We start from the raw sequence: 18,757 nt of genomic DNA on the forward strand, positions 1-18,757 counted from the left end.
AAATGATCCTTTATCTAGTACTAAATAGCTTATGCTTTTAAAATAGAGCACAAAAAAAACCCAGAACAAAAGTTCTGAGTTTACTATTGTAGCGAGAACGAGATTTGAACTCGTGACCTCTGGGTTATGAATCCAACGCTCTAACCAACTGAGCTACCTCGCCATAATTAGCAATTTACATTTATAACTTCAAAATAAAGTATTTGAACATACCCGTAATTGCGGCTGCAAATATATAAAGTTTTCTGGATTCAGCAAATAATTAAATGCAAAAAAAATTAAATTAATTTTAAGTTTAAAACTCAAGTATATTTGTATATATTGAGCACATAATACAATGACTAATATGGACGACAAAGAAAAATTTGAAATGGAGTTTGTGATTCAAGCATCACCAACACTTATATACCAATATATATCGACACCTTCGGGGTTATCAGAATGGTTTGCAGATAATGTTAATTCTCGTGGAGAACTATTTACATTTATTTGGGATGGATCAGAGGAACAAGCAAAGTTACTCAGTAAAAAAAGTGGTGAACGTGTTAAGTTTCGCTGGTTAAACGACGATGAAGAAGGAGCAACATGTTATTTTGAGATTAGAATACAAGTCGATGAAATTACTAAAGATGTTTCTTTAATGATTACAGATTTTGCAGAAGAGGATGAAGTTGAAGAAGGTAAAATGCTTTGGTCTAACCAAATCTCTAGCTTAAAACAAGTTTTAGGCTCAGCATAAGAACTAAATAACTATTCTATTATATCTTTGTCTCGATTTAATTTCAAAATTAAATCGAGACTTTTTATTTAAACTTTTAACTTATTTGTTTTAAAAACAGTACAATTATAACGTTCTTAATGGATTAAGCAATAAGTATAAAGTGTTCTATTCTGTTAATCAATGGAGAATACTATTATTGAAAGGAAGAAGGATTATTTAAAAAGAATAATGAATAGATACAATTGTAAATAACCAATTTTATATGGTAAATTTTAATGGAACCCTACTATCGGAATCAGATGCTAAGCTCTCAATTGAGAACAGAGGTTATAAGTATGGTGATGCTCTTTTTGAAACTTTAAAAGTAGTTAATGGTAAAATCTTTTTTTGGGAAGATCATTATTTTAGACTGATGTCTTCAATGCGTATTCTTAGAATGGATATTCCTATGAGTTTTACAATGGAATTTCTTGAAGCAGAAGTTTTAAAGACTTTAGAAGTTAATGATTTATTGCAGTCTGCAGCCCGCGTTAGGATTAATGTAGATAGAGGTGAAGGAGGTAAATACTTACCTTCAGATAGTACGCAAGTTCACTTTAATATTATCACAGAACCACATAATGATCCATTTTATACTATAGATACTAATGCGAGCTGTATTGTAGATTTATATAAAGATTATTTTGTTGCGCCAGGATTTTTATCGGGACTGAAGTCTAATAATAAAGCCGTCCAAGTCATTGGAAGTATTTATGCAGAGGAAAATGATTTAGACAACTGTTTAGTACTAAACACAAATAAGAGTATTCTAGAGGCTTTAAATGGGAATTTATTTTTGGTTAAAGGTGATAAGATTAAAACACCACCGCTTGAAGAAGGCTGTCTTAAAGGGGTAATGAGAAAACAAATATTAGAGCTTTTAGCTAAAGATGTAAATGTTGTTATAGAAGAAGCAAGTATAAGTCCATTTGAACTTCAAAAAGCTGATGAATTATTTATTACTAATGTAATTAAAGGAATTGTGCCGATTACTAAATACCGTAAAAAAACTTACGGTAGTGAATTTGCACAGCAACTTCTTAGTAAAATTAATGCTAAACTGAGACTAATGTCATAAAATTAGTTAATTTAAATTTATTAATATTTTTTATCGCATTGATTTTATTTGTTAATTGTAGCTAGGGTTTTCTGGTGCATTAGACCATATACTATAATCTCCACCAAGTTCTAGCATTTTTTCTTTCCAGAAAGAATTACAAGATTTTGAAATGATTTCTTTATGATATATATTTTCAGATATTAACCAAGCATTAGATTTTAGTTCGTTATCTAATTGTTGCTCATCCCAACCTGAATATCCCAAAAAGAAACGAATATCATCGGTAGAGATTTCACCAAGGTTAATTAAGTTTAGCACAATTTTAAAATCACCTCCCCAAAAAATACCATGAGATATTTCTACACTATTGGGTATTAATTCTGGCGATTTATGAATAAAATAGAGATTGTCTTGTTCTACAGGTCCTCCATTGTACACAGGGAAATTAGAATCTGTACCTTCAATTAGGTCTTTAAGGTTATAATCTAGCGGTTTGTTTAAAATAAATCCAACGGAGCCTAGTGCGTTATGATCTGCTAAAAGTATCACAGCACGATTAAATGACATATCACCGATAATGGATGGTTCAGCAATTAGCAAATTGCCTTTTTCGGGTTTGTTCATCTTTGCTTTCTATTGTTTAGATTACTAAAGCTATGTTTTTTTTCTTAAAAAAGCAACTAATTAGCTTTTAAATTAAAGCAAAAAAAACCTGCTCATAGAGCAGGTTATGTATTTTGAGTATAAAAATAGCTTAGTTTACAGCGCTACTTAAGTCAGAACCTGCCTTAAATTTAACTACATTTTTAGCTTGGATTTTTATAGTTTTTCCAGTCTGTGGATTTCTTCCATCTCTTGCAGCTCTTTTTGAAACTGACCAAGAACCAAAACCTACTAAAGAAACTCTGTTTCCTTTTTGTAAAGATCCTTCGATGTCAACTAATAAAGAATCTAAAGCTTTTTTTGCAGCTGCCTTTGTAATTCCAGCATTTTCTGCCATTCCATTGATTAAATCTGTTTTGTTCATAAATATTAAGTTTAAATTGTTAAAATTTCGGATATCAGAATAAAAACTCTCTAAAAGCCGTACACAAAATTATTAGGAAAATTAAGCTACACAAGTAATAGCAAGGGAAATACGGGTTTTTGTTAATAACTTATGATATTTGTTAATAAACGACATGTATTTCATCTGGTTTTTTGTAAAACCAATGATTATAAGGGGTTACAGCAGTTTTGAACCATCAGAAAATTCAAACCCATTTAATAATGATTTTGTATCCATTTTTTTCTTTCCAGGAAGTTGAATTTCTAATATTTTTATGTAACCTCCTTGACACGCGACTTTTAACTCGTTTTTAGAGGAGAATAGCTGTCCCGCTTCAAAATTGTGCTCATCTTCAACTTTTTCTACACCGTAAATCTTTACAGATAAAGGCTTGTCTTCGTTGTTATCTAAATGGCACCAAGCTGTGGGAAATGGGTTTAATCCTCTAATTTTATTATAAATAGTGTCTATTTGTAGTGACCAATCAATTTTACAATTATCTCTATTTAGCTTATAGGCTGTTTTTAAATCTTCAGTTTGTGGTTGTATAGTGGTCGTTATGGAGTTTGTTTCAACTTGTTCTACAGTCTTAATTACAAGTTGACTTCCTATTGTCATTAAATTATCGTGTAATTCACCTACAGTTGTACTAGCATCTATATTGGTAGTTTCACTTTTAATAATGGCTCCAGTATCAATTTTTTCATCTATAAAAAAAGTGGTAACTCCTGTCTTAGTTTCTCCATTTATAATAGCCCAATGTATAGGTGCGGCTCCTCTGTACTGAGGCAGTAGAGAGGCATGAAGGTTAAACGTACCGTATGCTGGCATTTGCCAAACAACCTTAGGAAGCATCCTAAACGCTACTATAATCTGCAAATTAGCTTCTAGCGCTTTTAGCTCTTCTAAAAAAGCTTCAGATTTTAGGTTTGTTGGCTGTAAGATATTTAGATTTTTTACCAATGCAAATTCTTTAACTGCAGAAGCTCTAAGTTTTTGTCCTCTTCCTGCAGGTCTATCTGGTGCCGTAATAACCCCAACTACATTGTAATTATGGTCTATTAATGCTTTTAATGTGGCAACGGCAAAATCTGGCGTTCCCATAAATACAATTCTTAAATCACGTTTATCTGTCATGCTAGTGTATAAGTGTTAGCTTGTGTTAGTTTAATTTTTTTTAATGCTATAAGTTCTGAAAGGCTCTGTAAAAGATTTTGTTCTGAACATTTAATTTGATATAATAATTGTCTTGATGTTAAAGGATTTTCTTTTAAAGCTTCTAAAATTTCAGCTTCACTACTTTTAGGTGGATTATTTTTTAATTTAGAAGTACAAACAGAACATATACCACAGACTTTCTTAGGTTTTTCACCGAAATAGAGTAGAAGTTGCTGACTTCTGCAGACGGAATCATTCTTAATATAGTTAATGACAGATTCAATTTGCTGATGTTTTAAAGTATGTTGATGATTTATAGTTTTTGCAATAGGGTTAATAGTAACATCATCTTCGCGAGGTTTTAAAAATGTAACTTCAGAATCCGTATCTGCCATTTGTAGACTAATGACTTCATCTTTTTCTAAGCGCTGTAACTGGGCAATTACTAGTTTTTCTGGGGTTTTTGCTTTAGTTATAACTAAGTTGAGGTCTACTTTGGTATCGTAATCAAAAATTCCTCCATAAGTTCTCAATAATACTTTAACCAAAATATTTAAGTCTAAATGTGTTTCTAAATATTGAAATAAAACAGCATTAGTGGTTATAAACTGAATTTTAGTTCTAAAATTATAATATTGGTTAAGAGTTATAATAGCATTTCTATCTAATATTAATAGTGAATTATAAGTCATGCTAGTGTTTAACTTATAATGACTACAAAAGGATCTAAAATCGAATTGATGAACCGTATTCTCACCTTCACCATAAGAAACCTGAAAGTAGTTACACAACCTATTATAAACCGTTTTTACAAATTTCACGGAGGGAAGTGTGCTTAAAAATTGACTGCGTAGATGCTCTTCGTCAATATGTTGCTTTAAAATAAAAGCATGTGCTAATTCTTCATTTCTTCCAGCGCGTCCTGCTTCTTGGTAATAGCTTTCTAAACTTTCTGGTAAATTAAAGTGGATAACAGTTTTTACATCTGCTTTGTCAATGCCCATTCCAAAAGCAGTTGTAGCCACTATAATTTGCTTTTGTCCGTGACTCCATTCATATAGACGTTCTTGTTTTTCTTTATTTGTAATACCACCATGATAAAACGTTGAAGAGAATCCTTTTGAACTTAAAAAATTATGAATATTAGTGGTTGCTCTGCGGTTTCTTACATATATGATTGAAGAACCAGGATAAGTTTTTAGTAAATATTCTAATTGATATAGTTTATCATCGGTATGCACAACATTATATGCGATATTTGGTCTTGCAAACGAAGCTTTAAATATTTTAGGGTTTATAAAGTCGAGGTTAGCAACAATATCATCAACCACATTATGCTTTGCGGTTGCTGTTAGTGCAATGCAGTTAACGTGAGGGTGCATTTGTCTCAGTATAGTGATATCTTTATATGCAGGTCTAAAATCATTACCCCATTGACTAATACAATGCGCCTCATCTACAGCAATTAGATTTACTTTCATCTGCTGTATACGATCTTGTACTAATGTCTGCTGCAAACGTTCTGGTGAGAGATATAGGAATTTGTAATTTCCATAGATACAATTATCTAATTGTGTATCTAAATCTTTATAAGATAATCCAGAAGTTAGCGCAATAGCTTTGATTCCTTTTGCTTTTAAGGTATTGACTTGGTCTTTCATTAAAGCAATTAATGGAGATACTACAATACAAATGCCATCTTGTATAAGTGCAGGGATTTGAAAGCACACTGATTTTCCACCTCCTGTTGGTAAAAGCGCAAAGGTGTCTTCACGGTTTAAAACCGCATTAATAATTTCTTCTTGATACGGTCTAAACGAAGTGTGATTCCAATACCGCTCTAAAACTTCTAATGGATGCATTACCGCAAGTTTAAGGACTCTAAAATAAAATTAACTCTCGTATCTACATTACCAAAAGGAACATCAATTAATTGATAGCCAAAACGCTGATATGTTTTTATTAAATGATCATGAATTTCAATAGCTTCTTCAAAACTTTCATAACGTTCGCTATCGCTCGTAAAAATCTCTTGCCAAGGGGCTAATATAAATATGGCATCATATTTATGCTTATTGCAAGTAGTAACAAAATGGTTAGGATAGGTGTCACCTATATAATCCATATATGCAATAACGTCAGGCAGTCCTCTGTCTAAAAAAACGTTAGATTCTTTTTCATTAGCAGCCTCTTTAAATTGTTGTGCTCTGCCCTCTAAAAGTTTTTCGCTAAATAAGAGCGGTTCAGTTAGAAAAAGTTGTTCAATACCATCTGCTCTAGCTTGTAATGTAATTTGCCTCGATATTTCATCGTAACAAACATGACTACGTTTTTTTAATTCATCTATAATGGTAGTTTTTCCTGTTCCAGGTCCACCTGCAATAACAATTTTTTTTGGATTCAAATTGGCAGTATTTTTGATGTAAAAAATAAAATATAAAAATGTAAAGTTAAGCGTATCTTTACAACTGAAAAATTTCATTATGGATAATTCTAAAAAAACAGAAGAATTTTACGAAAAATTAAAAGCTCAATTATACGATACAGCCACTTGGCCTTCTGAATATTTATATAAATTTATTGTATTAACAGACAGTTCTGGTGTTAACCATATTGATAGTCTTTTTGATAATTTAGGAGCAGTCATAACAACTACAGCGTCTAAGAAAGGGAAATATACAAGTGTGTCTATCAACGTTAAAATGAAAGACCCTGAAGCTGTAATTACTAAGTACAAGGAAGTAGCAGAAAATGTTGAAGGAGTAATTTCCTTATAAAATATCTTTTTAGCTTAGTATTTTTTTGTACTTTGCAACAAAACCTAGAAGACTACAGGTTTAAATTTATACACTACACTTTTTTACATTTATAATTTTGATTGACGATTTAGAATACAACACAGAGCGCGAGCATTTAATTATTCCAGAGTATGGACGTCATCTTCAAAAGATGATCAATTATGCTAAATCACGTGAAACAAAAGAGGAGCGCAATAAAGTAGCTAAAGGTATTATCTCTGTAATGGGAAATATACAGCCGCACTTAAGGGATGTGCCAGATTTTCAACATAAATTATGGGATCAGCTATTTATTATGGCCGATTTTGAAATTGATGTTGATGCACCTTACGGAGAGCCATCAAAAGAAGAAATACTTGCGAGACCTGAGCCGTTAAAATATCCTCAAAATTTTCCGAAATATCGTTTTTATGGTAATAATATAAAAACAATGATAGATGTTGCAGTGGGTTGGGAAGATGGTGAGTTAAAGGAAGCTTTAACTTTTACAATCGCTAATCACATGAAAAAGTGTTTTTTAAACTGGAACAAAGACACCGTTGAAGATGCTGTAATTTATAAACATTTATATGAGCTTTCTGATGGGAAAATAGATCTTAAAGAAAGTAACGAAAATCTTAGCGACTCAACTAGTTTAATGCGTGCCAAGTCTAAATACGGTAGTAAAAGTACTTCTAATAAAAAGACGAGTAGTACAACGAAGAAAAAATATACTAATAATAGAAAACGTTATTAAAACGTATGAGTACATTTAAAATTGAAGGAGGTCATCGCTTAAAAGGGAAAATTCAGCCTCAAGGAGCAAAAAACGAAGCCTTACAAATCTTATGCGCAGTACTTTTAACTGCCGAAGAAATTAAAATTGATAATATCCCTGACATCATAGATGTTAATAAGCTTATTGCTTTATTAAAAAAACTGGGTGTTAAAATTAATAAATTAGATAAAGGGTCTTATACGTTTAAAGCGGATGAGGTTAATTTAGAATATTTAGAATCAGCAGAATTTAAAGAAGATGGAAAAGGCTTAAGAGGTTCTATAATGATTGTAGGTCCTTTATTAGCTCGTTTTGGTAAAGGATATATACCAAAACCAGGTGGAGATAAAATTGGTCGTCGCCGTTTAGATACACATTTTGAAGGCTTTATTAATTTAGGAGCAAAATTTCGATATAACAAAGAAGATTTATTTTACGGAGTAGAAGCAGATAAGCTAAAAGGAACTTATATGCTTTTAGATGAAGCTTCCGTGACTGGTACAGCTAACATTGTTATGGCTGCAGTTTTAGCAGAAGGAATAACAACTATTTATAATGCAGCATGCGAACCTTATTTGCAGCAGCTTTGTAAAATGTTGAACCGAATGGGCGCTAAAATTTCAGGAGTAGGTTCAAACCTTTTAACCATTGAAGGGGTTGATAGTCTTGGTGGAACTGAACATAGAATGTTACCTGATATGATTGAAATTGGTAGCTGGATAGGTTTGGCTGCTATGACAAAAAGTGAATTGACAATTACCAATGTAAGTTGGGACGATTTAGGGGTTATTCCAAATGTATTTAGAAAAATAGGAATTACTGTTGAGCGTCAGGGAGATGATATTCATATTCCCGCACACACAGACGGTTATGAAGTTCAAAGTTATATTGATGGCTCTATTCTAACGATTTCAGATGCACCATGGCCTGGTTTTACACCAGACTTGTTAAGTATTATATTAACCGTTTTAACTCAAGCAAGAGGTAGTGCTATAGTACATCAAAAAATGTTTGAAAGTCGTCTATTCTTTGTCGATAAATTAATAGACATGGGCGCTAAGATTATTCTTTGTGATCCACACAGAGCGACCGTAATTGGTCATGATTTTAAATCAACTTTAAAAGCTACAACAATGACATCTCCAGATATTAGAGCTGGGGTTTCTTTATTAATTGCAGCATTATCAGCTAAAGGAACTTCTATAATTCATAATATAGAACAAATTGATCGTGGCTATGAAAATATTGACGAACGCTTAAGAGCTATTGGTGCAAGAATTGAGCGCGTAGAAGGTAATTAAGGAATTAATTTAATAGAATAAAAAGCTTCAAGTTTAAACTTGAAGCTTTTTTTTGTAATTATAATTTTGAAAACGAAAAAAGCTCTGAAGACTAAACAGAGCTTTTTAAAATTGTTGTTTTGAAATGGTTATTTCGCTAAGACATTAATCGCCTTATTCTTATAACGCTATATTTATTGTTTTATTGTATTTTGTTTATTTAAAATGTAAATACCCTTTAAATATTGTTAATTTAATGCCGATTTATAAGTGCTTAAGCAACGTTCTCTTGCTTCTTTATGATCTACAATTGGCTGTGGATAAGTCAATTCTTGATAGTCAGGAACCCACTTTTTTAAGTACTCATGTTTTTTGTCAAATTTCTGAATTTGTGTTGTAGGATTAAAAATTCTGAAATAAGGTGCTGCATCAACACCACAACCAGCAACCCATTGCCAGTTGCCAACATTACTAGCCATTTCATAATCATGAAGTTTTTCTGCAAAATAAGCTTCACCAAGACGCCAATCCATTAGTAGATGCTTACATAGAAAACTACCAACAAGCATACGAATCCTGTTGTGCATAAAACCGGTTTCGTTAAGTTGACGCATGCCAGCGTCCACTAGTGGGTAACCTGTTTTTCCTTCACACCATTTTTTAAATTCGGTTTCGTTATATCTCCATTCAATACGTTCGTATTTCGGTTTAAATGCTTTATTCGTTGTATGTGGAAAATGCCATAAAATTTGTATAAAAAACTCACGCCAAATTAATTCTTGCCAAAATATTTCATTGTCTTCAGCAATGGCTTTTTTTAGCATTTTTCGAATACTTACGGTACCAAATCTTAAATGAGGACCTAATCTAGAAGTTGAATCTTTGGCAGGAAAATCTCGAGTACCTTCATAATTTTGAATTAATGTCGGTGTCACATTATATGGTACTATTTTTTGTATTGATGTTGTAAAACCTATATCAGTTAAAGTTAAATTAGGTAATCTGCTATTTTTAATTAAATTATTTAAATAAGAATTTGTGTAATATATTTCTAAATCAACGGTTTTAAAGGTTTCTTTCCACTTACGCATATATGGGGTATAAACCAAATAGGGATCTCCATCTTTTTTTACGACCTCGCTTTTTTCAAAGATAACATGATCTTTAAAAGTTTTTAAATCAATATTATGCTCTTCTAGTAATATTTTAATTTCACCGTCTCTATCCTTTGCATAAGGTTCATAATCATGATTGGTATAAACAGTATTAATATTATAATCTTTTATGAGTTGTTTATAAATAGCATCAGGTTTTCCTTTAAAAATTGCAATACTACTGCTATGTTTATCTTGAAGAGTTTGTCTCATTACCTGAAGTGTGTCATGTATAAATGTAACACGAGCATCATCTTTTGGTAAGTGGTCTAATATTTCTGTATCGAATATAAAAATTGGTAGTACAGGAAATTCGCCTTTTAAGGCTTCTTGAAAACCAAGATTGTCATCTAATCTTAAATCGCGTCGAAACCAAAAAATATTTACCTTTTTACTCATAGAATATATGTCTTATTGAACTTATTTTTATCCTTCATATTTACCAAAGAGTTCTTCTAACTTCTTGGTTCTGTAATTAAAAATTTCTTCCAGTTTAGGTTTCACTAATATGGGATGGACAAGTTGTCCTAAAATTCCCATAGGTACTTTGTAATCGATAATGTCTTCCATCTCAACTCCCCCTTCTATTTGTTTAATAAAATGTTTGTGATGCCAAAGTGCGTAAGGCCCAAAACGTTGTTCATCTACAAAGTATTCTTTGTCTTTAACGTGGGTTATTTCAGTTACCCATTTTGTTTTAATACCTAAAACTGGTGTAACAATATATTGAATAATTTGACCTGAAAACATGGGTTTATCTGCCCCTGAAAGAATATGGAATCCCATATAATCAGGTGTAATAGTTTTTAAATTAGCAGGGCTAGATAAGAATTCCCAAGCTTGCTCTACCGAAATTGGTAAATTTTGTTTTTTATGTAAGGTGTATATCTTCATAATAATGAAACAGAGTTAAATGATATGAAATTGAATGGGGTTAATTAATCTTTTGCACCAATGAATAATGCACATTAATTGTTAAAAACAACGTATGTATTTAAAGAAGTGGCAATACAAAGCCAAATGATATATGGTAATAAGAGATACTTTAGATATCGTAATTTATCGTCTCTAAACGTTATAAAAAGATAGAAGATTACCAAAGTTAATGATGCTATGTTTACCAATGCAAAAGTTGTTAATTGTTGATTGAAAAATAAGTAATTCCAACTAACATTTAAAACTACTGCAATTGCATATACAAACACTACAACTCTTGAATGTCTAATAGAAAAAAGAAAACTGAGATATACCGAAAAACAAAGCATAATTAAGGTCCATTCGAATCCAAAAACCCAACCAGGCGGTGTCCATGGAGCTTTATTTAAATTAGAATACCATTCTCCAGATATTGCATCTCCCATAAGCCAACTGCCAATTGCGAGGCCACCAAAATTGATGATAAGAAATAATATAAAGAGGTAGATTTTTTTCAATTTAAAGTTGTTTTAGTTTTTCTATTTTATCACCTATTATTTGAGCTTCAGCATACACTTTGTCACTCTCAGTTCTATTTGTTGTTGAGAGTTTATGCCATTGTGCCATGAGTTTTTCGTATTGCTTTTGAAGTTTATCTACTTCTGATGTTTTTTTAAATAGTCCGAACATTATGAGCAATTTTAATTATTAATACCTTTAGAATCTTATAACTTAAAACTAACAATTCCACAATCCATTTCAAATATCTGACCAGATTGAGAGGCTGCTTTATCAGATAATAAGAAGGCTGCCATATCTGCAACTTCTTCGGGTTGTAAATATTTTTTTAGCGGGTGGCGCTCGTTCATGTTTTCAATCATGCGCTCATTCCGTAAAAGTTTAGAAGCTAATTCTGTATCAGTTACTGTTGGTGCTATGGCATTAACTCTTATAGTTGGTGCTAATTCTGCTCCTAACGATTTTGTTAACCCTTCAATAGCAGACTTTGATGCTGCTACACTTGCATGAAATGGCATCCCTAATTTTGTTGCAACTGTACTAAAAAGTACAATAGAAGGTTTGCTGCCTTTTTTTAAAGCAGGGATGTATTTTTTTATCGCTTTTACAGCTCCAATAACATTGATTTCAAAGTCATCTCTAAAATCGTCAATGCTTAATCTAGTTATAGGCTTAAGATTAATACTACCTGGGCAATATACCAATCCATCTGCTTCTTCGATATTTGGTAATTCATCCGTTAAAATATCACATTTGTAATGTTTAAGATTGGGATGAGATTCTTCTAAATCCGTTCTGCTAATGTTTACGATTTCATCGTAAAAAGAAAGCAAAGATGTAACAATTGCTTTGCCAATACCTTTGCTTCCTCCAATAACTATTAACCTTTTCATCTTGTATAGATTAAGATGTTGCTGTTAAAGGTCTACCTTTTAATCGTTTTTCTATTTTTTGTTTGATAACAGTTAAACGCTTCATAATATCCATAAGTTTAGCGTCCTTTTCTTTTTTATATAATTCGTTGACTTCTAATATTAAGTCTTTGGCTTCTCTAGCTGCTAAAATTCTGTCACTTGTTGTTTTAAATGAGAATTTTCTGTTTTCAAATTCTAAAGCTTTTTCTACTGTTTTCATAGCTTAATTGTTTATATAGTTTTGTAATTCGACAATTTTTGAGACATTATTAAATTCGCCTCCATAATATGTAGTTACTGTGGTAGAAGCATCGTCTTTAACTCCTCTAGAAGAAACACATAAGTGTTTAGCATCTATGATTACAGCAACATCTTCGGTTTCTAAAACCATTTTTAGTTCATTTGCAATTTGGTTTGTTAAACGTTCTTGAACCTGAGGACGTTTAGCATAATATTGTACAATTCGGTTTAATTTTGAAAGTCCAATAACTTTCCCCGAAGATTTATAAGCGACATGAGCTTTTCCTATAATAGGAACAAAATGATGCTCACAATTAGAGTATAAGGTAATATTTTTTTCTACTACCATTTGATTATATTGGTATTTATTTTCAAAAAGAGCCACTTTTGGCTTATTTTTAGGGTCCAAACCTGAAAATATTTCTTCAATATACATTTTAGCAACGCGATCTGGTGTGCCTTTAAGAGAATCGTCGGTAAGATCTAACCCAATGACGTCCATTATTTCTGAAAATAATATTGCGATACGGTTTTTCTTTTCCTCGTTAGACATTTCAAAAGCATTTGGCTTCATTGGTGTATCTAAACTGGTAAATAAATGATCGTCTCCGATAGCTTCAGGAGAGAAACTATTAATAGAAATTTCATTTGTATTGGAAGTTGTATTTGTATTCATAAAATCTTTTTAATGTGCTGTCTTTAAGTACTCCAAACTTAAATCAAAGCACGAATTATCGTTTTGAAATAGAGTTATTTGATATTGTTTTTTGACGAGAGCATTTAAATCTACCTTTGTCAAAAGTTCTTTTTTTACTATGTTTAGTAGCCCTTCCTTGCACCCGTTTTCTCCACAATCTGAAGCTACTCGGCTTTAATTCTTTTCTCATTAAAGTAATCACCTCCTGTTCATTCAAATTAAATTGAAAGGTAATAGCATCAAAGGGGGTTCTATCTTCCCATGCCATCTCGATAACGCGATCTATAGTTGTTAAATCTAAATTCATAAGCTGTTAGGCATTGCGTATTTAAGATCATAACGTACTTTTAAATCAAGTAACTTATTAAAGAATTTTTTATTTTCTTTAAAGGTTTTACTATTTCTAAAATGAACAAAACGCCCTTGTGCATGTATGCTAGAACCATTAGTTTTATAGATAACAAGCTGATAAAATGGTATAATCCAAGTAAAGTTTTTTAAGCCTTTATTAATCCTTAATAAAATACCGTTTGGTCTTAATTCAATATTACCATAGTTAATATCTGCCACAGTATTCATTACAGATTGCATATTTGGACTTACGTCATCAATAATCATACGCTTAGAACCTATACCTCCCATTCTCAACTTCTGTACCAAACTAAACGACCTGCCAACTATGTCAGCAATAATTTGCTTATGATCAGAATTATAATGTGTTGTGTTTAATATCATATCTACTCAAATGTACAAAATGTTTAACTTGTAGCCGGAATAGTTAAACAAAAATTAACAGATTATTATGAGTGTAAAAGGAAGTTTTAAATAGCTTCCTTTTAGTTGTTTCTTAGCATACGCCTTCTATCGTTTAATGTATGTCGTTTTAAAATCCTTTTACTTTCAAAAACGACATCTGCATCATTTTTCATATTCCAAAGAATTTCGCTTGCGCGTTTCCTATTTTCTTTAATATCTACAATAGGATAGGGGTAATCTTCACCAAGTTTAAAGTTGTAAAAGTTTTCTTCTAATTTCGTCATTAAGTAAGGTTCATGAATAAAAACGGTATCTAGTTCAGCTAATTCTGGAATCCATTTTTTGATGAAGATAGCATCCGGATCATGTTTTAATCCATTTATGGTAGGATTGTAGATTCTAAGGTTATTAATTCCAGTTTCTCCAGCTTGCATTTGTAATTGAGGAAAGTGGATGCCAGGTTCAAAATCTAAAAACTGTTGAGATAAGTGTGTTGTTGCAAATTGCCATGGTTGCCAAAGAATATGTGTAAAGAAGGAAGCTAACATAGCACGCATTCTAAAATTAACATATCCTGTTTCAATTAAACAACGCATACTGGCATCTACTAAAGGAAATCCGGTTTGTCCTGTTTCCCAAGCAATTTTATAATCTTCTGAAATGTTTTTCTTTAATTTATGGTAGCCTTTGTTTACGCTTGCGTTTTCCATGGTATGCTCCATTTCAAATTTTTGAATAAAATGAGCTTGCCATCTTAATCTAGAAATGAATGCTATAATATGTTGTTTACCTGCCTTGTTTGTTTTTAATTGTACAGCCTTTTTATAAACTTGCCTAATCGATAAATTACCCCAAGCAATATATGGTGATATTCTACTACAACTGTATCTTGAAGCTTCGGGTTTAGAGATATTTGTGATGTAAGTTTCATGACGACTTTCAAAAAAGGAATTTGCATATTTCCAAGCTGTAGAAGGTCCTCCTTTTTGAAAACTAGTTTCTATTGGTGTCGTTAGCGAAGGAATTGCAAATACTTTTTCTAATTCTTCTATTTCATCTTTAAGTAATAATTGATTTTCAGTAGGGTGAAATGATTCTAAGTCTTGGTTCATGTAAGTTTCCCAATTTTCAAACCAATTCTCTCTATTTACAAGTCCACGTTCTACACCATTATTTTTAGATTCATTCCATTTTATAAAATTATTTCTGCAATACCTAGCAAATTCTTTATCTCTATTATAAGTGACTAATAGGCCTGTTTCTACGTGTGAATATATGGCGTCTACTTTATAGAACTCTTGCAACATATTAAACGTACTTGTTATGTCGCTAGTAAGGCTTAATACTTTAGAGTTGTAATCTGCTAATTTTATATTTATATCGCATATAGATTGTTTAATAAAGTTGAAATGTCGTTCATTGTAATGAGCATCATTTAGTAAAATATTTTCAAAAACATAGAGTAGTAAAGTCCGTTTACCTGATTTTAAAGCGTTGGTAATAGCCTCGTTATCCTCAATTCGTAAATCACGCTTTAACCAAACTACATTTATGTGTTTTTTAGTTTCCATTATAATAGGTTTAAAAACTGTTCTGCATTTTTAAAGTGTTCTTCTTTCTTGTTTTGCTTCATTTTATCAAAAGTTCCAATAAGCATCCCTAATCTAGGATTACTTAAAAAGAAATCTCTGTGTTTATCCATAAATGTCCAGAATAAACCATCCCATATAGGTTGCCAATCTCCTTTAGAATAATTACTCATTTTTAAGATGTAATTACTACTGCTTATATATGGTTTTGTAGACATTAAGCCTCCATCAGCAAAAAGACTCATACCATACACATTTGGTACCATCACCCAATCATAAGCATCTATAAAGAGTTCCATAAACCATTTGTAAACCTCATCTGGATCGAATTCACAGAGTACCATAAAATTTCCAAGAAGCATTAAACGCTCTATATGGTGTGCATAGCCTGTTTTTAATATTTTTTTAATTACGTCATCAATTGGTGGAATTCCTGTTGTACCATCATAGAAAGATTTTGGAATTTTTCTATTGAATTTCCAGAAGTTTTTATTGCGCTCTTCAGTGCCTTTTACCTCATAAACGCCTCTAATAAATTCTCGCCATCCTAATATTTGTCTCACAAACCCTTCTGTAGAATTCAAGGGGGTGTTATTAGATTTGGCATATGCAATAGCTTCATCAATAACTTGTTTAGGATTTAATAGACCAACATTAATTAAAGGTGAAAGTAAACTGTGATTTAAAAAATGTTCTTCTTTTACAATAGCATCTTCATAGATGCCAAATTCATGAAATCGTTGTTCTAAAAATTGTTGAAACCAAGCTTCTGAAGTTTCAAAATCGATTGGATAAATAGAAAAATCGGTGAGTTTACCATAATGATCACTAAAATTTGAATTAACATAGTTTGTTGCTTCGGCATGAAAATCTGATGTATCAGGAAATTGAATACTCGGTGGTGTTTTATCCTTTGGGTATTTCTTTCTGTTGTCAGCATCGTAAGACCATTTTCCGCCTTCAGGTTCATCAGAAACCATTAAAACATGATGTTTTTTACGTTGTTGCTTATAAAAAGAGGTTTGAAAGAATTTCTTTTTTGAAGCTTTAAAAAAAGTGTTTAAGTCTTCTTTTGAATTTATAAATAACGGATTAGTGTACCATTTAACGTCTAAGTTAATTGTAGCAGAATCAATTCGTTTTTGAAGCCAATTATCTGTAGGGTCAATAATGTGAAGTTTATTAATGCCTTCCTTAATCAATTCTGGAATTAGTTTTCTAATATCGCATAAATCGGAAATGGCTTCGATATAATTTACAGTTTTCCCCTTCGATTCTAAATAGGAAGCATAGGCTTTCATTGTAGCACGATGAAAAGCAATTTTCTGCTTATGAAACTTGTAGTGTTTAAAGAATAGTAACTCTTCAACAAGATAAATTTCATAATCTAAATCTAGAATCTCTGAAGACTTAAATAGTTGATGAGGAAAGATAATTATAGCTTCTTTATTCTTCAATTTTATAAGTTTTAGTTTCTAATTACGTCTAATAAATTTCTATGAAATGAGAGTCTCAAAGATTATAAGTTCAGATAATATCAAAGAGATTTAGTTTTTTGTTTTCGACATTTATCACTGCAATACTTTACAGTTTTCCAGTTCTTTTCCCATTTTTTTCGCCATATAAAAGGACGTTTACAAACAGGACAGATTTTAATGGGAAGATTTACTTTCTTTACCGTTTTCATTTTTCAACCAAAGCGTTAATCATTCCTTTAAAAACAAAGGCATGAAAAGGTAACACAGAATACCAATATAATCTGCCCCAAACTCCTTTTGGTCTAAATACAGCACGCTGGTACAGCTGACCTTTTTCAATTTTAAACTCTAACCAAGCTTCACCTGGTAATCGCATTTCAGCAAATAATAACAAACGTTTTTCTTTTTTGTCAGCGAGTAATACACGCCAAAAATCTAAGGGGTCACCTGCTTCTAAATCAGTATCGTGCGTTCTACCACGTCTTAAACCAACACCTCCAAAAAGCTTATCCATGTAACCTCTCAGTTTCCATAATTTATTAAAACTATACCAACCATTTTTACCGCCAATGCTCCAAATTTTCTCTAATGTATAGGCTTCATCTATAACAGCTCTTTGTCTTGTGTCTTTAAAACAACCGAATTGTGGTAACTCTATATGTTTAGAAAGTTGGTCTTTAAACCTTCCGCTACTTACGGCATCTTTCCAACTAGAAATAACTGCATTTTGTTCTGTTTTTTGAAATGCTAAATCCACAGCGGTTTTATAATCCATAGGTTTAATACCAATAACGTCATTAATGTTACTAGGTCTTCCTATGACTTCAACCTTCATACTATCAACCAATGCGGCTGCTAATTGAAACGAAGTAGAGGTTACAAAATATAACCAGTAGGACGATAGCTTTGGTGTTAACACAGGAAGCGTTACGATGTAGCGTTTTAAACCTCTTACTTCAGCAAATTGAAGTAACATTTCTTTGTAAGTTAGAATTTCTGGTCCAAAAATATCATAAGCATTGTTGTACAATTCTTTTTTACCTAAACCACCAGATAAAAAAGCAAGCACGTCTCTAACGGCTAGGGGTTGTGTCTTTGTGTTTAACCATTTTGGGGTAATCATAAATGGTAATTTTTCTACAATATCTCTTATAATTTCGAAAGAAGCACTTCCGCTACCCACAATAATTCCTGCTCTAAATGTTGTTAAAGCATAATGATTAGACTTTAGGGTTTCTTCAACTAAAAGTCTCGATTTTAAATGTTTAGAAAGTGTTTCTGCATTGACGATTCCGCTTAAATAAATGACTTGTTCGCATTGTGTTTTTGAAACTAAGTTTTTAAAATTAGAAGCACAACGCTCTTCTAAACTTTCAAAATCGTTAGAAGATGTTGCCATTGAATGAATAAGATAGTAGGCAGCATCGATATCTTTAGGAATTTGAGCATTTTCTGGTTTTAAAAAATCTACTTTTACAAAGGAACAATTAGAATGCTCTTCTAGTTCATCTGGAATTCGATTAAGGTCGCGAACGCAACAAACTAATTCGTGATTTTGCTCTAATAATTGTAAGGCAAGTCGTTTAGCAATATAACCTGTTGTACCTGTAATAAGAATTTTCATAAACCATCGA

Annotated in this window: 23 protein-coding genes and 1 tRNA gene; 5 read left to right on the plus strand and 19 right to left on the minus strand. The window is 31.7% G+C overall.

Annotated elements, in window-relative coordinates:
* Positions 1-89: 89 nt before the first annotated feature.
* Positions 90-163, minus strand: a tRNA-Met gene (locus HM985_RS13845).
* A gap of 183 nt (positions 164-346) precedes the next feature.
* On the opposite strand from HM985_RS13845, the gene HM985_RS13850 reads away from it, so the two are divergent.
* Both HM985_RS13850 and HM985_RS13855 read left to right on the plus strand, forming a co-directional pair.
* The gene (locus HM985_RS13850; protein ID WP_179376826.1) at positions 347-739 is read left to right on the plus strand and encodes an START-like domain-containing protein; all 393 of its coding nucleotides are present in this window, start codon (positions 347-349) and stop codon (positions 737-739) included.
* 244 nt (positions 740-983) lie between these two features.
* Entirely contained in the window at positions 984-1,838 is an 855-nt protein-coding gene (locus HM985_RS13855; protein WP_179376827.1) for an aminotransferase class IV, read from the plus strand.
* A gap of 51 nt (positions 1,839-1,889) precedes the next feature.
* On the opposite strand, the gene HM985_RS13860 is transcribed toward HM985_RS13855, so the two are convergent.
* From HM985_RS13860 to HM985_RS13880, 5 genes are all read right to left on the minus strand, one after another.
* The gene (locus HM985_RS13860; RefSeq protein ID WP_179376828.1) at positions 1,890-2,444 is read right to left on the minus strand and encodes a YqgE/AlgH family protein; all 555 of its coding nucleotides are present in this window, start codon (positions 2,442-2,444) and stop codon (positions 1,890-1,892) included.
* Positions 2,445-2,574: 130 nt separating this feature from the next.
* Positions 2,575-2,847 carry an HU family DNA-binding protein gene (locus HM985_RS13865; protein WP_179376829.1) on the minus strand — a complete coding sequence of 91 codons (273 nt, stop codon included), beginning with the start codon at positions 2,845-2,847 and terminating at the stop codon, positions 2,575-2,577.
* Positions 2,848-3,045: 198 nt separating this feature from the next.
* On the minus strand, positions 3,046-4,005 hold the full coding sequence (fmt, locus tag HM985_RS13870; protein ID WP_179376830.1) for a methionyl-tRNA formyltransferase: 960 nt from the start codon (positions 4,003-4,005) through the stop codon (positions 3,046-3,048).
* Positions 4,002-5,888 (minus strand): RecQ family ATP-dependent DNA helicase, encoded by a 1,887-nt coding sequence (locus HM985_RS13875; RefSeq protein WP_179376831.1) that lies wholly within the window; start codon positions 5,886-5,888, stop codon positions 4,002-4,004. The genes fmt and HM985_RS13875 overlap by 4 nt, the downstream gene beginning before the upstream one ends.
* The gene (locus HM985_RS13880; RefSeq protein WP_179376832.1) at positions 5,888-6,430 is read right to left on the minus strand and encodes an AAA family ATPase; all 543 of its coding nucleotides are present in this window, start codon (positions 6,428-6,430) and stop codon (positions 5,888-5,890) included. The genes HM985_RS13875 and HM985_RS13880 overlap by 1 nt, the downstream gene beginning before the upstream one ends.
* 79 nt (positions 6,431-6,509) lie before the next feature.
* On the opposite strand from HM985_RS13880, the gene HM985_RS13885 reads away from it, so the two are divergent.
* The 3 genes from HM985_RS13885 (at position 6,510) to murA (ending at position 8,882) form a co-directional block, all read left to right on the plus strand.
* The gene (locus HM985_RS13885; protein ID WP_179376833.1) at positions 6,510-6,803 is read left to right on the plus strand and encodes a DUF493 family protein; all 294 of its coding nucleotides are present in this window, start codon (positions 6,510-6,512) and stop codon (positions 6,801-6,803) included.
* A gap of 97 nt (positions 6,804-6,900) precedes the next feature.
* Positions 6,901-7,560, plus strand: coding sequence for a DUF4290 domain-containing protein (locus HM985_RS13890; RefSeq protein WP_179376834.1), 660 nt, complete (start codon positions 6,901-6,903; stop codon positions 7,558-7,560).
* A gap of 5 nt (positions 7,561-7,565) precedes the next feature.
* Positions 7,566-8,882 (plus strand): UDP-N-acetylglucosamine 1-carboxyvinyltransferase, encoded by a 1,317-nt coding sequence (gene murA, locus HM985_RS13895; RefSeq protein WP_179376835.1) that lies wholly within the window; start codon positions 7,566-7,568, stop codon positions 8,880-8,882.
* Positions 8,883-9,109: 227 nt separating this feature from the next.
* Here the strand turns inward: murA and HM985_RS13900 are convergent, their stop codons facing one another.
* From HM985_RS13900 to HM985_RS13960, 13 genes are all read right to left on the minus strand, one after another.
* The gene (locus HM985_RS13900; RefSeq protein ID WP_179376836.1) at positions 9,110-10,414 is read right to left on the minus strand and encodes a cryptochrome/photolyase family protein; all 1,305 of its coding nucleotides are present in this window, start codon (positions 10,412-10,414) and stop codon (positions 9,110-9,112) included.
* A gap of 27 nt (positions 10,415-10,441) precedes the next feature.
* Positions 10,442-10,909, minus strand: a complete 468-nt coding sequence (locus HM985_RS13905; RefSeq protein ID WP_179376837.1) for an SRPBCC family protein — start codon at positions 10,907-10,909, stop codon at positions 10,442-10,444.
* A gap of 74 nt (positions 10,910-10,983) precedes the next feature.
* Entirely contained in the window at positions 10,984-11,448 is a 465-nt protein-coding gene (locus tag HM985_RS13910) for a TspO/MBR family protein (RefSeq protein ID WP_179376838.1), read from the minus strand.
* A gap of 1 nt (position 11,449) precedes the next feature.
* Positions 11,450-11,620, minus strand: a complete 171-nt coding sequence (locus HM985_RS13915) for a Lacal_2735 family protein (RefSeq protein WP_179376839.1) — start codon at positions 11,618-11,620, stop codon at positions 11,450-11,452.
* A gap of 35 nt (positions 11,621-11,655) precedes the next feature.
* The gene (locus HM985_RS13920; RefSeq protein ID WP_179376840.1) at positions 11,656-12,342 is read right to left on the minus strand and encodes an SDR family NAD(P)-dependent oxidoreductase; all 687 of its coding nucleotides are present in this window, start codon (positions 12,340-12,342) and stop codon (positions 11,656-11,658) included.
* A gap of 10 nt (positions 12,343-12,352) precedes the next feature.
* The gene (locus HM985_RS13925) at positions 12,353-12,583 is read right to left on the minus strand and encodes a hypothetical protein (RefSeq protein WP_179376841.1); all 231 of its coding nucleotides are present in this window, start codon (positions 12,581-12,583) and stop codon (positions 12,353-12,355) included.
* 3 nt (positions 12,584-12,586) lie between these two features.
* Positions 12,587-13,279, minus strand: a complete 693-nt coding sequence (gene folE, locus HM985_RS13930) for a GTP cyclohydrolase I FolE (protein WP_179376842.1) — start codon at positions 13,277-13,279, stop codon at positions 12,587-12,589.
* A gap of 55 nt (positions 13,280-13,334) precedes the next feature.
* A complete protein-coding gene (locus HM985_RS13935) occupies positions 13,335-13,607 on the minus strand; it encodes a TIGR03643 family protein (RefSeq protein WP_179376843.1) in 273 nt (90 codons plus the stop codon).
* A complete protein-coding gene (locus HM985_RS13940; protein ID WP_179376844.1) occupies positions 13,604-14,035 on the minus strand; it encodes a hypothetical protein in 432 nt (143 codons plus the stop codon). Before HM985_RS13940 ends, HM985_RS13935 begins: the two co-directional genes overlap by 4 nt.
* 101 nt (positions 14,036-14,136) lie before the next feature.
* Positions 14,137-15,627 carry a cryptochrome/deoxyribodipyrimidine photo-lyase family protein gene (locus HM985_RS13945; protein WP_179376845.1) on the minus strand — a complete coding sequence of 497 codons (1,491 nt, stop codon included), beginning with the start codon at positions 15,625-15,627 and terminating at the stop codon, positions 14,137-14,139.
* Positions 15,627-17,102, minus strand: coding sequence for a cryptochrome/photolyase family protein (locus HM985_RS13950; RefSeq protein WP_179376846.1), 1,476 nt, complete (start codon positions 17,100-17,102; stop codon positions 15,627-15,629). Before HM985_RS13950 ends, HM985_RS13945 begins: the two co-directional genes overlap by 1 nt.
* Positions 17,103-17,182: 80 nt before the next feature.
* On the minus strand, positions 17,183-17,332 hold the full coding sequence (locus HM985_RS13955) for a DUF2256 domain-containing protein (protein ID WP_179376847.1): 150 nt from the start codon (positions 17,330-17,332) through the stop codon (positions 17,183-17,185).
* Positions 17,329-18,747 carry an SDR family oxidoreductase gene (locus HM985_RS13960; RefSeq protein WP_179376848.1) on the minus strand — a complete coding sequence of 473 codons (1,419 nt, stop codon included), beginning with the start codon at positions 18,745-18,747 and terminating at the stop codon, positions 17,329-17,331. Before HM985_RS13960 ends, HM985_RS13955 begins: the two co-directional genes overlap by 4 nt.
* Positions 18,748-18,757: the final 10 nt, after the last annotated feature.

It is taken from the genome of Winogradskyella wichelsiae (genome assembly GCF_013403925.1).
GTDB classification, from domain to species: Bacteria; Bacteroidota; Bacteroidia; order Flavobacteriales; family Flavobacteriaceae; genus Winogradskyella; species Winogradskyella wichelsiae.

Bases quoted from the DNA above. Each gene is read 5' to 3' on its own strand.
- fmt (WP_179376830.1), bottom strand. From the start codon at position 4,005: ATGACAGATAAACGTGATTTAAGAATTGTATTTATGGGAACGCCAGAT.
- murA (WP_179376835.1), top strand. From the start codon at position 7,566: ATGAGTACATTTAAAATTGAAGGAGGTCATCGCTTAAAAGGGAAAATT.
- HM985_RS13875 (WP_179376831.1), bottom strand. From the start codon at position 5,888: ATGCATCCATTAGAAGTTTTAGAGCGGTATTGGAATCACACTTCGTTT.
- HM985_RS13855 (WP_179376827.1), top strand. From the start codon at position 984: ATGGTAAATTTTAATGGAACCCTACTATCGGAATCAGATGCTAAGCTC.
- HM985_RS13900 (WP_179376836.1), bottom strand. From the start codon at position 10,414: ATGAGTAAAAAGGTAAATATTTTTTGGTTTCGACGCGATTTAAGATTA.
- HM985_RS13915 (WP_179376839.1), bottom strand. From the start codon at position 11,620: ATGTTCGGACTATTTAAAAAAACATCAGAAGTAGATAAACTTCAAAAG.
- HM985_RS13850 (WP_179376826.1), top strand. From the start codon at position 347: ATGGACGACAAAGAAAAATTTGAAATGGAGTTTGTGATTCAAGCATCA.
- HM985_RS13940 (WP_179376844.1), bottom strand. From the start codon at position 14,035: ATGATATTAAACACAACACATTATAATTCTGATCATAAGCAAATTATT.
- HM985_RS13925 (WP_179376841.1), bottom strand. From the start codon at position 12,583: ATGAAAACAGTAGAAAAAGCTTTAGAATTTGAAAACAGAAAATTCTCA.
- HM985_RS13945 (WP_179376845.1), bottom strand. From the start codon at position 15,627: ATGGAAACTAAAAAACACATAAATGTAGTTTGGTTAAAGCGTGATTTA.
- HM985_RS13935 (WP_179376843.1), bottom strand. From the start codon at position 13,607: ATGAATTTAGATTTAACAACTATAGATCGCGTTATCGAGATGGCATGG.
- HM985_RS13865 (WP_179376829.1), bottom strand. From the start codon at position 2,847: ATGAACAAAACAGATTTAATCAATGGAATGGCAGAAAATGCTGGAATT.
- HM985_RS13885 (WP_179376833.1), top strand. From the start codon at position 6,510: ATGGATAATTCTAAAAAAACAGAAGAATTTTACGAAAAATTAAAAGCT.
- HM985_RS13960 (WP_179376848.1), bottom strand. From the start codon at position 18,747: ATGAAAATTCTTATTACAGGTACAACAGGTTATATTGCTAAACGACTT.
- folE (WP_179376842.1), bottom strand. From the start codon at position 13,279: ATGAATACAAATACAACTTCCAATACAAATGAAATTTCTATTAATAGT.
- HM985_RS13955 (WP_179376847.1), bottom strand. From the start codon at position 17,332: ATGAAAACGGTAAAGAAAGTAAATCTTCCCATTAAAATCTGTCCTGTT.
- HM985_RS13920 (WP_179376840.1), bottom strand. From the start codon at position 12,342: ATGAAAAGGTTAATAGTTATTGGAGGAAGCAAAGGTATTGGCAAAGCA.
- HM985_RS13905 (WP_179376837.1), bottom strand. From the start codon at position 10,909: ATGAAGATATACACCTTACATAAAAAACAAAATTTACCAATTTCGGTA.
- HM985_RS13860 (WP_179376828.1), bottom strand. From the start codon at position 2,444: ATGAACAAACCCGAAAAAGGCAATTTGCTAATTGCTGAACCATCCATT.